Source organism: Xanthobacter sp. DMC12 (assembly GCF_056314105.1).
Genome location: NZ_JBQUYZ010000006.1, coordinates 90,254 through 102,669, shown reverse-complemented (window position 1 = coordinate 102,669; position 12,416 = coordinate 90,254). Strand labels below are relative to the sequence as shown.

The 12,416-nt window shown below is 68.7% G+C and carries 14 protein-coding genes; 12 read left to right on the top strand and 2 right to left on the bottom strand.

The window, feature by feature from the left end:
• The first annotated feature begins 6 nt into the window (after positions 1-6).
• From ACT535_RS20460 to ACT535_RS20450, 3 genes are all read left to right on the top strand, one after another.
• Complete coding sequence (locus tag ACT535_RS20460; RefSeq protein WP_476365815.1) at positions 7-618, top strand: 5-formyltetrahydrofolate cyclo-ligase; 612 nt, start codon at positions 7-9, stop codon at positions 616-618.
• Positions 619-660: 42 nt separating this feature from the next.
• The gene (locus tag ACT535_RS20455) at positions 661-1,482 is read left to right on the top strand and encodes a TIGR00282 family metallophosphoesterase (protein WP_168456367.1); all 822 of its coding nucleotides are present in this window, start codon (positions 661-663) and stop codon (positions 1,480-1,482) included.
• Between the two features lie 168 nt (positions 1,483-1,650).
• The gene (locus ACT535_RS20450; RefSeq protein WP_168457010.1) at positions 1,651-2,397 is read left to right on the top strand and encodes a YebC/PmpR family DNA-binding transcriptional regulator; all 747 of its coding nucleotides are present in this window, start codon (positions 1,651-1,653) and stop codon (positions 2,395-2,397) included.
• 93 nt (positions 2,398-2,490) lie between these two features.
• Here ACT535_RS20450 and ACT535_RS20445 read toward each other — a convergent pair whose 3' ends face one another.
• Positions 2,491-2,931 carry a MerR family transcriptional regulator gene (locus tag ACT535_RS20445; RefSeq protein ID WP_168456366.1) on the bottom strand — a complete coding sequence of 147 codons (441 nt, stop codon included), beginning with the start codon at positions 2,929-2,931 and terminating at the stop codon, positions 2,491-2,493.
• A gap of 594 nt (positions 2,932-3,525) precedes the next feature.
• On the opposite strand from ACT535_RS20445, the gene ACT535_RS20440 reads away from it, so the two are divergent.
• The 4 genes from ACT535_RS20440 to ruvA all read left to right on the top strand — a co-directional run bounded on the left by ACT535_RS20440 (position 3,526) and on the right by ruvA (position 7,751).
• Entirely contained in the window at positions 3,526-6,084 is a 2,559-nt protein-coding gene (locus ACT535_RS20440; protein WP_476365814.1) for a tetratricopeptide repeat protein, read from the top strand.
• A 64-nt stretch (positions 6,085-6,148) separates the two neighbouring features.
• Positions 6,149-6,658, top strand: a complete 510-nt coding sequence (gene ruvC / locus ACT535_RS20435) for a crossover junction endodeoxyribonuclease RuvC (protein WP_476365813.1) — start codon at positions 6,149-6,151, stop codon at positions 6,656-6,658.
• Between the two features lie 30 nt (positions 6,659-6,688).
• Positions 6,689-7,120 (top strand): anthrone oxygenase family protein, encoded by a 432-nt coding sequence (locus ACT535_RS20430; RefSeq protein ID WP_374250242.1) that lies wholly within the window; start codon positions 6,689-6,691, stop codon positions 7,118-7,120.
• 10 nt (positions 7,121-7,130) lie between these two features.
• On the top strand, positions 7,131-7,751 hold the full coding sequence (ruvA, locus tag ACT535_RS20425; RefSeq protein WP_476327556.1) for a Holliday junction branch migration protein RuvA: 621 nt from the start codon (positions 7,131-7,133) through the stop codon (positions 7,749-7,751).
• A 6-nt stretch (positions 7,752-7,757) separates the two neighbouring features.
• Here ruvA and ACT535_RS20420 read toward each other — a convergent pair whose 3' ends face one another.
• Positions 7,758-8,288, bottom strand: coding sequence for a flavin reductase family protein (locus ACT535_RS20420; RefSeq protein ID WP_476365964.1), 531 nt, complete (start codon positions 8,286-8,288; stop codon positions 7,758-7,760).
• A 168-nt stretch (positions 8,289-8,456) separates the two neighbouring features.
• Here ACT535_RS20420 and ruvB point away from each other — a divergent pair, with 168 nt between their 5' ends.
• From ruvB to tolQ, 5 genes are all read left to right on the top strand, one after another.
• Entirely contained in the window at positions 8,457-9,488 is a 1,032-nt protein-coding gene (ruvB, locus tag ACT535_RS20415) for a Holliday junction branch migration DNA helicase RuvB (protein ID WP_029557872.1), read from the top strand.
• 58 nt (positions 9,489-9,546) lie between these two features.
• Positions 9,547-10,179: a TetR/AcrR family transcriptional regulator gene (locus tag ACT535_RS20410; RefSeq protein WP_168456362.1), complete on the top strand. Its 633-nt coding sequence runs from the start codon at positions 9,547-9,549 to the stop codon at positions 10,177-10,179.
• An 83-nt stretch (positions 10,180-10,262) separates the two neighbouring features.
• On the top strand, positions 10,263-10,670 hold the full coding sequence (locus ACT535_RS20405; protein ID WP_168456361.1) for a DUF2852 domain-containing protein: 408 nt from the start codon (positions 10,263-10,265) through the stop codon (positions 10,668-10,670).
• Positions 10,671-10,803: 133 nt separating this feature from the next.
• Entirely contained in the window at positions 10,804-11,313 is a 510-nt protein-coding gene (ybgC, locus tag ACT535_RS20400; RefSeq protein WP_029557870.1) for a tol-pal system-associated acyl-CoA thioesterase, read from the top strand.
• A 491-nt stretch (positions 11,314-11,804) separates the two neighbouring features.
• Positions 11,805-12,416: a protein TolQ gene (gene tolQ, locus ACT535_RS20395; protein WP_476365963.1), complete on the top strand. Its 612-nt coding sequence runs from the start codon at positions 11,805-11,807 to the stop codon at positions 12,414-12,416.

Here is a 12,416-nt window from a genome sequence, read left to right as displayed (position 1 = left end):
AACGACATGGCCTCTGAAGATGCGGCCGGCGAAAGTCTTGCCGCCGAAAAGAAGCGCCTGCGCCTCCTGGCCCTCGGACGGCGCGCGGCCATGGGCGAGGACGCCCGCAGGGCGGCCTCCGATCGCGCGGCAAAGCACGCCATTGCCGCGCTCGGCACCGTGGACGGCCTGACCGTCTCCCTCTTCTGCGCCTTCCGCGACGAAATCGACACCATCCCGCTCGCCGAGGCGCTGCGCGCGCGAGGCGCGCGCCTTGCCCTGCCCGTCATTCTCGGTCGCGGCCAGCCGCTGCTGTTTCGCGACTGGCGCGCCGGCGATGAACTGGTGCCGGCTGGGGCCTTCCGCATTCCCGAGCCGCCCGCTCAGGCCGAGGAGGTGGTGCCCGACGTTCTGATGGTGCCGCTCGCCGCCTTCGACCGGCGCGGCTACCGGATCGGCTACGGTGCCGGCTTCTATGACCGCACTCTTGCGCTGCTGCGCGCCCGGCGTCCCGTGCGGGCGCTGGGATATGCCTTCGCGTGCCAACAGGTGGACGCGGTTCCGGTCGAGCCCCATGACGAGCCGGTGGACATGATGATAACGGAGATGGAAGCTTGCAGCGTGATGGCACGGCCCTGACGCCTGCCCGCTGCCCCTCGTCTCTGCCCGCCGGAAGAGTTCATGCGCATCCTGTTTCTTGGTGACGTGGTCGGCCGCTCGGGCCGTGACTGCGTCGCGTCCCACCTGCCGGGCCTCGTCGCCCAATGGTCCCTCGACCTTGTTGTGGTGAACGGCGAGAACGCCGCCGGCGGCTTCGGCATCACCGAGGCGATCTATGACGACCTGCGCGCCGCCGGCGCCGACGCCATTACCCTCGGCAACCACGCCTTCGACCAGCGCGAGGCCCTGGTGTTCATCGAGCGGGCCCCGGCCCTGGTGCGGCCGCTGAACTATCCGCCCGGCACGCCCGGCCGCGGCGCGGCGCTGGTGGAAGCGCGCAACGGCGCCCGGGTGCTGGTGGTGAACGTTATGGGCCGGATCTTCATGGACCCGCTGGACGACCCCTTCGCCGGCCTCGACCGGGCGCTGGACGGTGCCACCCTGGGCGAGATGGTGGATGCCATCGTGGTGGACGTCCACGCCGAGACCACCAGCGAGAAGCAGGCCATCGGCCATTTCTGCGATGGCCGCGCCTCCCTCGTTGTGGGCACTCACACCCATGTCCCCACGGCCGATTACCGCATCCTCTCCGGCGGCACCGCCTACATGACGGACGCCGGCATGTGCGGCGCCTATGACGGCGTGATCGGCATGGACAAGGAGGAGCCGCTGCGCCGCTTCACCCGCAAGCTCGCCTCCGGCCGGTTCGAGCCGGCGTCCGGCCCTGCGGCGCTGTCCGGCGTGGCGGTGGAGACGGACGACCGGACCGGCCTTGCGGTGAAGGTCGCCGCTGTGCGCCTCGGCGCCGGGCTGGAGCCGTCCCGTCCGACCTTCTGGGACTGACGCCCCCTGCCCTAGCGGCATGAAAAGCGCGGCGGCGCCATGCTGCACCCGCTTCCTTGCCCTTTTCCCGTCGGCCCGCCTATAAGGCCGGCTCCAGTCAACAGGATCGGTCCGGGCGGCGCCGCTTGCGCGGCGCGCGGGGCGGGTCCGCACAACGGGACGGTGGCCATGGCCGGGCATTCACAATTCAAGAACATCATGCACCGCAAGGGGCGGCAGGACGCGATGCGCTCCAAGCTGTTCTCCAAGCTGGCGCGCGAAATCACGGTCTCGGCCAAGATGGGCCTGCCCGATCCCAACATGAACGCGCGCCTGCGCGCCGCCATCCTCGCGGCCCGCGCGGAAAACATGCCCAAGGACAATATCGACCGGGCCATCAAGAAGGCGGCCGGGGCGGACACCGAGAATTACGACGAGATTCGCTACGAGGGCTACGGCCCGGGCGGCGTCGCGGTGATCGTCGAGGCGCTCACCGACAACCGCAACCGCACGGCCTCGGAAGTGCGGTCCTACTTCACCAAGTCGGGCGGAAACCTCGCGGAAACCGGCGCGGTGTCCTTCATGTTCGACCGGGTGGGGCGGATCGAGTACGCCGCCAGCAAGGCGGACGCCGATACCATGATGGAAGCAGCCATCGAGGCCGGCGCTGACGACGTGACCTCCAGCGAGGAGGGTCACGAGGTGATCTGCGCCGCAGACAACCTGGCCGAGGTGCAGCGGGCGCTGGAGCAGAAGTTCGGCGAGCCGAACAAGGCCGCGCTGATCTGGCGGCCGCAGAACACCGTCGCGGTGGATGACGAGACCGGCGAGAAGCTGATGCGCCTCGTCGAGACCCTCGAGGACAATGATGACGTCCAGACCGTCACCGCCAATTTCGAGCTGTCCGACGCCTTGCTGGCGAAGCTGAGCGCCTGATTCGGAACCTAAATCGGAAGTGAGCGCCCGGCACTGCCGGGCGGCTCGCATTCAAGTTTCGCGAGAGGCGGCATCACCGCCTCTCTTTCGGCCTCAGGCGGCGAACGCCGTGGCCATGGACTTCAGCTCGGCGATGGCGGTGTCGATCTCGCCGCGCTGACGCTCAAGCTGGGCGATCTGCGACAGGCAGCGATCGCGCGACAAGGAAAGTTCGCTCTCGCCGCCCTCGTGAGCCGCGACCAGCGCCCGGATCTCCGCCAGGGTGAAGCCGAGGTGCTTGCCCTTCAGGATCACCGCCAGCCGCTTGCGGTCGGCCTCGGAATAAAGCCGGGTCATGCCGTCGCGACGGGGCGAGATGAGGCCCTTGTCCTCATAGAAGCGCAACGCGCGCAGGGTGATCCCGAATTCGCGGGAAAGGTCGCCGATGGTGAAGACCACGCCCTCACGATAGCCCTCGCCAGCCACAGGAGCCTGCGGCGGGATGACGGAGCCCAGCCCCTGGTCGAACGACTTCTCGAACGTGTTGGCGTCCATGCCTCTATTCCCCTTATCGCGATCCTGTCCATGACACGGACGGATGACCTGTGGCGGCCTGTCGTGAGTGCAGCGCCCCCCAACGCACTAAGTGCGCTTCCCCAGGGCGGAACCGGCTGTCTCGGGCGGGCCGGATATGACTAGACCCGACCGGAGGTGCCGCTGCGCCACTATGCCTACCGTTGTGCTGCCGGCATGGGGAGGTTCCGAGGGATACCGTAGGGGAAAGTAACAGTTACAAGCTCATAAATTCAGATAGTTATGCCAGGCACCCGATTTCGATAATGGCCAAGGCCAGGCTTCGCGAGGTTGCCGCTGCGGAGGGTGAAGCAGATGTTCGTGGCACGTTAGGGAGGGCTACGTGACCGGGAGGGGACCCGCTGGCGTCCGTCCCGGCAGAGGGCAGTCGTGATTCGCACCGATCGGCGATCGCCTGGGCCCGGCGCCCCCTCGACTTCAGCGCTCCCGCACCGCACCGGCGATGATTAACCGGCGATTTACCTTGATCCGAAATTCTGTGCTGAGGACATCACCGAATCGGGGCATGGTACTTTGACACCTCAAGGTCGTCCGTTCGCCCCGCGGGAGGCCGGAATGGAGCGTTTTGAGCGCACGGCCCGGACGCGCACAGGCTCCGAAGCCCATCGTGGTTTCGAGACTTATGCGCAGGCCGATCAGACGGACGTCCCCGCCTGGGACGTCTTCGATCTTCCCGCTTCGGCGATCGAAGCCCTGCGCGGGGAAATCGGCGTTCTGCGCGAGCGTCTGGCGACGGCGGCCCCGAAGCGGGCGGTCACCGAGATGGACCGCGCCATCACCCTTCTGTCCCGACGGGTCGACGACCTGCGTGAAGCGGGAGCGACCCGGGACGGATCGGACCAGTTCATCCTCGACGAGCTGGCGTCCATCCGCGACAGCCTCGACCATGTGAGCCGGAACGAGCGGGTCGGCGAGCGGTTCAAGGTGGTCGAATCGGGCATCGACGCCCTCGGCCGAAAGATCGACCTTCTGGGCGCCCGGGCCGTGGACCCGGTGGAGGTCGCCCGCCTGCAGAGCCAGATGGGCGAGATGCGCGACCTGGTGCATCGCCTCGTCAACGGCGGGCCGGGGCAGGATGCCATGGCGCAGCTCGCCCAGCGTCTCGGCGCCTGCGCAGGGGATGTTGCCCTTGCGGGCGAGCAGGCCGCGCGTCGCCTCACCGAGGCGGCCGGCGATTTCGAGCGCAATGCCGATGCTTTGCTCCGGCGCATCGCGGAGGTCCAGGCCCGCGGCCGTGCGGGGGACGCAGAAGCGACCGAGCACTTGCGCGCCTCCCTTCTTGATTCTCTCAATGGCGTTCATGCCCGCCTCGATCGCATGTCGGGGCAGATCGCCGATCAGGCGACAAGCATTTCGCCCGCCCTCGGCCTCGAAATCTCCCAGCGGCTCGGTGCCCTTGCGGCGCGGCTCGCCGCGGCGGAAGAGAGCGGCCGGTCGGCGAGCCCTCTCGTCGACGCTATGGAACGTCACCTGTCCGGCCTGTCGGAGCAGTTGCGCCAGGCCCATGATCGGCTCGATCGGCTCGACGACATCGAAACGGGTCTCCGCCGCCTCAGCGAGGAAGTCCGCAACGTCCGCGAGGATACCCGCTCGGTCGCCGGCGAGGCCGCCGCGGCGGTGGCCGCCAAGGTCTCGGACAACCCGGATGGCGCCGCCGTCCTCGGGCTGAAGCGCGGCCTCGCCGCCCTCGAAGCCCGCCAGGACGAAATGGAGCGTCGCGCCGGCGACTTTTACGTTAGCGAGCTTGAGCAGCAGCTCGACAGCATTTCCGTGGCCCTTGCACAGGACGGTGACGGCACCTACGCACCGCGCGCCCCTCGGACCGCCCCGGCGCAGGCCGGCGCGTACCAGGAAGAGGCGTACCAGGAAGCCCCCTACCAGCAGGCCGCCTATCCGGAGGAGCCTCATTATGAGGAAGCTCTCCGCCCGCACGCCGCCCATCAGGAGCCGGAGCACCACGCGGCTCCCCAGCCGCAGCCTCGCGCACCGGCGGACGTCGCCGATGCCGATCCGCTCGATAGCGCCCTGCGCGCCGCAGCGAGCGAGGTTCCCTGGCCACGCACCAACCGCCGTGTCGACTGGGGCACACCACCCGCCGTGGGAGCCGACGCCAACGAGGAGCGCCCGCGCGTGGAGAAGCGCGCCCGCAAGCCGGAGAAGGCCCGCGAGCGCCGCCCTCATGCGCCGGGACTCCTGGCCAGTCTGTTCGCACGGCGCCGTCACATTGCCATGGTGGCGCTGATTGCCGGGGCGACCACCGTCTTCACCGGTCTCAGCGTCGGCATGGCCGTGCGCAACGGCCCTGAGCTCTTGACCAGCCTGACGCAAACCCTGCGCCGGCTCGCCGCGCCCGCCGTTGCCGGTGTGACGCCGACCGAGCTGCCGCCGGCCATTGGCCCGTCCGCCTTGCAGACCGCCGCCCGCGACGGCGATCCCGCCGCCGCCTTCCTCGTGGCCGGCCGCTATGCGGAAGGCCGCGGCACCGACGTCGATCTCGATGCCGCCACCAAGTGGCTCGGCTATGCGGTGCAGCGCGGGTCCGCCCCCGCCGCGCTCAGGCTCGGCGCACTCTATGAGTCGGCCGGCAAGGACATGGGCGAGGCGCGTCGCTTCTATACCTGGGCCGCCGAGCAGGGGAACGTGCGCGCCATGCACGCGCTCGCCATGCTTCTGTCCGAAGGCACCCTGCCGGGCCTCGACGGCAAGCCGGACTGGTCCGGCGCGCTCAAGTGGTTCCGCACCGCCGCCGACCTCGGCCATCGCGACAGCCAGTACAATCTCGGTGTGATCTATGCCCGCGGCCTCGGCGTGAGCGCCGACGCAACGGAAGCCTGGAAGTGGCTCGATCTCGCCGCTCGCCAGGGCGACGAGGACAGCGCCCGCAAGCGCGACATCCTGAGCCGAGACGCCGATCCCGCCGTGCTGGCCAAGGCCCAGCAGGCCTCCGCCGCCTTCGTTCCCGCGACGCCGGTTGCCGCCGCCAACGTTGTGACCATCAAGCCGGAATGGCAGGAGCAGGCCCCGGACGTGGTGGCAAGCGCCGCCCCGGCCAAGTCCGAGGCAGCCGCCAAGGCCGGCACGCGGGTCGCAAGCTCGGCCGGCACCACGCGTTGAGGGATGGGGTGCCGGTCTCCGGCCTCCCCTTTCCCCGGTCCGCCCGCTGGCGCACCTTGGCCCCATGGACCTGAACGCGATTCGCATCCTCGGCCTCGACCCTGGCCTGCGCCGCACTGGCTGGGGCGTCATCGACGTCCTCGGCTCGCGGCTCTCCTTCGTCGCCTGCGGGACCATCCTTCCGCCCGAGGCGGGCGAGATGGCCGAGCGGCTGGCCTTTCTGCATCGGGGTCTGGTGGACGTTCTCCTGCGCTTTGCCCCGGCCGAGGCGGCGGTGGAGGAGACCTTCGTGAACATGAACCCGTCATCGACCCTGAAGCTCGGCCAGGCGCGCGGCGTGGTGATGCTCGCCCCGGCTCAGATGGGCCTCCCCGTCGCCGAATACGCGCCGCTGCTGGTGAAGAAGAGCGTGGTGGGCGCCGGCCGGGCGGAAAAGGCGCAGGTGCGGATGATGATCGGCATCCTGCTCCCCAAGGCGACGCCTGAGACCGACGATGCCGCCGACGCCCTCGCCATCGCCATTACCCATGCGCATCATCGTGGCGCGGCTGCGCGTGCGCGCGCGGCGCTGTAAACTCCCCGGCGACCCTGGGGGATGTTCGCCATGATCTATGGACAGCTGGCGCTCGTCACGGCGGCCGTCTTCACCGGCGCCGCCTTCTATATCAATGCGGTGGAGCAGCCGGCGCGGCTCATGCTACCGGACGGTGCGGCGCTCGCCCAATGGAAGCCGGCCTATCGGCGCGGCTTCGCCATGCAGGCAACGCTGGCCCTGGCCGGCGCCCTTCTGGGAGCCGCCGCATTTGCCACGGACAACGATTGGCGCTGGCTCGGCGGCGCGGTGCTGATGCTCGCCAACTGGCCGTTCACTTTGGTCGGCATCATGCCCACCAACCGGGCGCTCATGGGCGCGCGGGAAGAAGAGGCCGGGCCGCACACACGCCGGCTCATCGCCAACTGGGGCCAGTTGCACATGGTCCGAACCGGTCTCGGCGCCCTCGCCACCTTCGTCTTTTTCACCGCAGCCACGGGCTGAAGGGTCGCACATGATCGGGAAGCTCAAGGGTGTGGTGGACGAACTCGGCGAGGACCACGCCATCATCGACGTGCACGGCGTGGGCTACCTCGTCCATTGCTCCGGCCGCACGCTCTCCGCTTTGCCACGGACCGGCGAGGCGGCGGCGCTGTTCATCGAGACCCATGTGAGGGAGGACGCGATCCGCCTGTTCGGCTTCGCCTCGGCGGCGGAGCGGGACTGGTTCCGCCTGCTGCAGGGTGTGCAGGGCATCGGCACCAAGACCGCGCTGGCAGTGCTTTCCACGCTCAGCGCGTCCGAGCTGACGCAGGCCATCGCGCTGGGCGACAAGACGACCGTCGCGCGCGCCCCGGGCGTCGGGCCGCGGGTGGCCACCCGTATCGTGACCGAACTGAAGGACAAGATGCCAGGCTTCGGCGCAGGCTCGGTTTCCCTCGCCGACATCGGCGGCGCCCCGGCGGCGGCCCCAGTCGCAGGCGGCGCAGCAGCCGATGCGGTGTCGGCCCTGGTCAATCTCGGCTATGGCGCGCCGCAGGCCAACACGGCGATTGCCGCCGCCCTGCGATCGGCCGGAGAGGATGCCAAGACCGAGACGCTGATCCGCCTCGGGCTCAAGGAACTGGCGAAGTAACGTGGCTCACGGCATCCGCGAGGCGATCTTCAGTTCTTCGCCATCCACGGTGAAGGTGCCGTAGCCCCGGTGATGGATCGTGCGCGGGGCCTTCTGCGCCGGATCGCGCCACGCCTTCACCACTTCCAGGACGAAGAGATTGAAGCGGTTCACGAGCCGCGTATCGACCACACGGCATTCCAGATTGGCGAAGCATTCCGCCACCAGCGGCGCCTGAACCAGCGCCGCCGGGACGGGCGTGAGCCCGACGGCGGCGAACTTGTCCATCTCCTCGCCGGAGCAATTGCCCACGGCCACCACCTTCTCCGCGAGGGTTAAGGCGGGAATGGCGATGACGCATTCCTTCGTGGCGCGCAGCGCCCTGAAGCTGAAATCAGCGGAGGAGACGATGCAGGCGACGAGCGGCGGGGTGAACTCCACCATCATGTGCCAGGACATGGCCATCACGTTCGCCCGCCCCCGCCCCGCCGTCGTGAGCAGGACCACCGGCCCCGGCTCGATCAGCTTGTAGACCTCCGCGAGCGGAAGCTCCTTCATGGCACGACCCATGGCGACCTCCTGAGGTGGAGGCAGCAGGTTTCCACATGCGACCCGCGCCCGCATTAATCCAGATCACGCCCGGGAGGTCCGTTCCCCTTCCGTACCCGGCCGGCAGGCACTACAGTCGCGCGAGTCGCTGGTCCCGAGGCGCGCAAGGCTCTCGTCATGAACACCCGCCTCCTCTCGGGCGAAAAGCGCGGCGATGATGCCGCCGATTCCACCCTGCGCCCGCAGCTCCTGTCGGAGTTCGTCGGCCAGGCGCAGGCTCGCGCCAATCTGGAAATCTTCATCAAGGCGGCGCGGGCGCGCGGCGAGGCGCTGGACCACGTTCTGTTCGTGGGGCCGCCCGGCCTCGGCAAGACCACGCTGGCGCAGATCATGTCGCGTGAGATGGGCGTGGGCTTCCGCTCCACCTCCGGCCCGGTGATCGCCAAGGCGGGCGACCTTGCCGCCATCCTCACCAATCTCGAAGAGCGCGACGTGCTCTTCATCGACGAAATTCACCGCCTGTCCCCCGCCGTGGAGGAGATCCTCTATCCGGCCATGGAGGATTACGAGCTGGACCTCGTCATCGGCGAGGGGCCGGCCGCGCGCTCGGTGAAGATCTCGCTGCCGAAATTCACGCTGGTGGGCGCCACCACCCGTTCGGGCCTTCTCACCACGCCGCTGCGCGACCGCTTCGGCATTCCTGTGCGCCTCCAGTTCTACACGGTGGAGGAGTTGGAGAAGATCGTGGTGCGCGGGGCGCGGGTGATGGGCATCGCCATCGCCCCTGATGGCGCCACCGAGATCGCCCGCCGCGCGCGCGGCACGCCGCGCATCGCCGGCCGGCTGTTGCGGCGGGTGCGCGATTTCGCGCTGGTGGCGGAGGCCGAGCGCATCGACCGCAAGATCGCCGACCGCGCCCTGCTCGCTTTGGAAGTCGATGCCGCCGGCCTCGACGCCATGGACCGGCGCTATCTGACGGTGATCGCCGAGTTCTACGGCGGCGGGCCGGTGGGTGTGGATACGCTTGCCGCCGCTCTGTCCGAGCCGCGCGACGCCATCGAGGAAATCGTCGAGCCCTTCCTCGTGCAGCAGGGCTTCATCCAGCGCACGCCGCGCGGGCGGATGCTGACCGGTGCCGCCTTCCGGCACCTCGGGCTTGCCGAGCCGCCCTCCGTCAAGCAGATGCCGCTCTTTGACGAAGGCGATTGAGAGGGGCGATTGACGAACGAGTCGACGGCAGCCCGCGCGAAATGTAAAGCACATTGACATGAGCTGGACCCGGAACGGCGAAACGCGCTCCTACCATCACGGCAACCTGCGGGAAGCCCTGATGCAGGCTGCGCTCGACCTGGTGGCCGAGAAGGGCGTCGCCGGCTTCACCTTCGCCGAGGCGGCCCGCCGCGCGGGGGTGAGCCCCGCTGCCCCCTACCGCCATTTCCGCGACCGGGACGAATTGCTCGCAGCCGTTGCCACGGCAGGATTCGAGCGGCTGACCGAGACTTTGCAGGCGGCGTGGCAGGGCGGACGCCCCAAGGCTTCGGAAGCGTTCGAGCGGGTCGGCCGCGCCTATCTCGCCTTCGCCCGAAGCCGGCCGGCGGAATATGTGGCGATGTTTGAATCCGGCCTCTCCCCCGACCGTCACGAGGGTTTGAAGCAGGCCGGCGACAAGGCCTTCGGGGCGCTGCGCGAGGCCGCCGAAGTTCTGGTCTCTCACATTCCCGGACCCGGCCGCCCGCCGGCGCTGATGGTGGCGCTGCACACCTGGTCCCTCGCCCACGGCATCGCCTCGCTGTTCGGCCGCGCGGACGGCGGCCGGCGCAAGCTGCCCATGGACCCGGACGACCTCCTTGAGGCCGGATTCCTCGTCTATCTGAAGGGCCTCGGCGCGCCCGACGCGTAAGGCGCCGCGGGCGTGCCATTGACAAAAGACCGGCTCACCCCTATCTATGTGAATGTTATTTACATTAACCGGGAACGACAGCCATGGAGCTCGCTTACAAGCTCGACAGCTACGGTAAACCGGCGTGGATCGCGCTCACGGTACTGGGCTTCATGGCCTGGTGGCCGTTGGGCCTCGCCATCCTCGCCTTCGCCATCGGCAGCGGACGGTTCGGATGCGGCAAGCGCAGCTTCGCCCGCTGGCAGGAACAGGGAGGAGACAAGATGAAGGGTTTCGGATGCTGGACCCGCTCCGCCCCCTCCAGCGGCAACCGCGCGTTCGATGAATATCGCCAGGACACGCTGCGCCGCCTTGAGGAGGAGCAGAACGAGTTCCGCGACTTCCTCGACCGCCTGCGCCAGGCCAAGGACAAGGCCGAGTTCGACCAGTTCATGGCCGAGCGCCGCCGCCGCGCCGACGAGCCGCAGCCCGACACGTCCAACAACGGCTGACCGCCGCTGACGGACGCCGGCGGATGATGCCGGCAGGACTGTCGGTACGGTTGCCAACGCCCCCCAGGTTCCGTGCCGGCCGAACCGCGCCCTTTGTTCACAAGGGGCGCGGTCTCGTTTATGGGAGGGCGCCATGATCGAGCGTCCGACCCCCTCCCCGTCCGACAAGAACCTCCACCTCGCGGGCCGCCTCATTCCCGGCGGCCATGCGCTGGACGTCCGCGTCTATTACGAGGACACGGATTTCTCCGGCATCGTCTATCACGCCAACTACCTGCGCTTCATGGAGCGCGGCCGCTCCGACTACATGCGGCTCCTGGGCGTGGTGCAGGGCGAACTGTTCGCCCAGGCAGCGGAGGAAGCCCCCGGCTTCCACTTCGTCGTGCGCGCCATGCAGATCGACTTCCTGAAGCCCGCGCGCATCGACGACGTGCTCCAGATCGTGACCCTCTCCAAGGATGTGGCGGGCGCCTCCATCACCCTGCTTCAGCAGGTGAAACGCGGCGACGAGCTGCTGGTGTCCGCCACGGTGCGGGTGGCCTTCGTCTCCGAAGGCCGCGCCAAGCGCATCCCTGATTCCCTGCGGCAGGCGACCCTTGCCGACGCCCGCGAGGCGGAGGCGCTCGGCGAAATCCGCCGCTGACGCTTGGGAAGTCGCGACTTTCGTTACTGCCACGGCCCTGCGCTAACGCAGCATTAAGCGTGTTCATGCACAGCTTCATCCGGCTGCGGCGCTTTCGCACCGCAGCGCAGACCGGCACGCCCGTCAAAGTTTGGACAGTTTCGCCCGTTCAAAGGGCCGGCGAACTTTGAATGCGACGTCCGGCGCTCGAAACCCGCGCGGCCTCAAGCCGAAGCGGGAGCCGGATGCTCCGGGCGGGCACGCCCCTCCCGAGCGCAGAAGCGGGCCTCCCCGGGGAGCGCGCCGCGGAGCCGAGGATGATTGATGTGACGAGCCGCACCGGCACCGTTTTCCGCCTGACGCCGGCGATCGCCACGGCAGCGGGCCTCCTCTTGCTCGGTACCCTGCCCGCGCTCGCCCAGGATCCGATCGGCGCGGCTGTGCCCCCGCCGGCCGCCGACTTCTCCTTCCTCGGCCTGTTCCTTCAAGCCCACATCGTGGTCAAGCTGGTGATGATCGGCCTGATCGTCTCCTCGGTCTGGGTCTGGGCAATCATCATCAACAAATGGATGCTGTTCTCGCGCAACAAGCGCGAGATGGACCGCTTCGAGCAGGTGTTCTGGTCGGGCCAGAGCCTCGAAGACCTCTACCGGACCCTGGCCGGGCGCTCCAACCACGGCATGGCGGCCATCTTCGTCGCCGCCATGCGCGAATGGAAGCGCACCTACGAGGGCGGCGCCCGCTCCCTCGCTGGCCTCAACCAGCGCATCGACAAGGTGATGAACGTCACCATCGCCCGCGAGGTGGAGCGGCTGGAGACGGGTTTGCTGGTGCTGGCCACCGTCGGCTCGGCCGGCCCGTTCGTCGGGCTGTTCGGCACGGTCTGGGGTATCATGACCTCGTTCCAGTCCATCGCCGCGTCCAAGAATACCTCGCTCGCCGTGGTGGCGCCGGGCATTGCGGAGGCGCTGTTCGCGACCGCGATGGGCCTCATTGCCGCCATCCCCGCGACGATTTTCTACAACAAGTTCATTTCCCAGACCGGGCGTCAGGCCCAGCGGCTGGAGGGTTTCGCGGACGAGTTCTCCGCCATCCTCTCGCGCCAGATCGACGAGCGGGGCTGA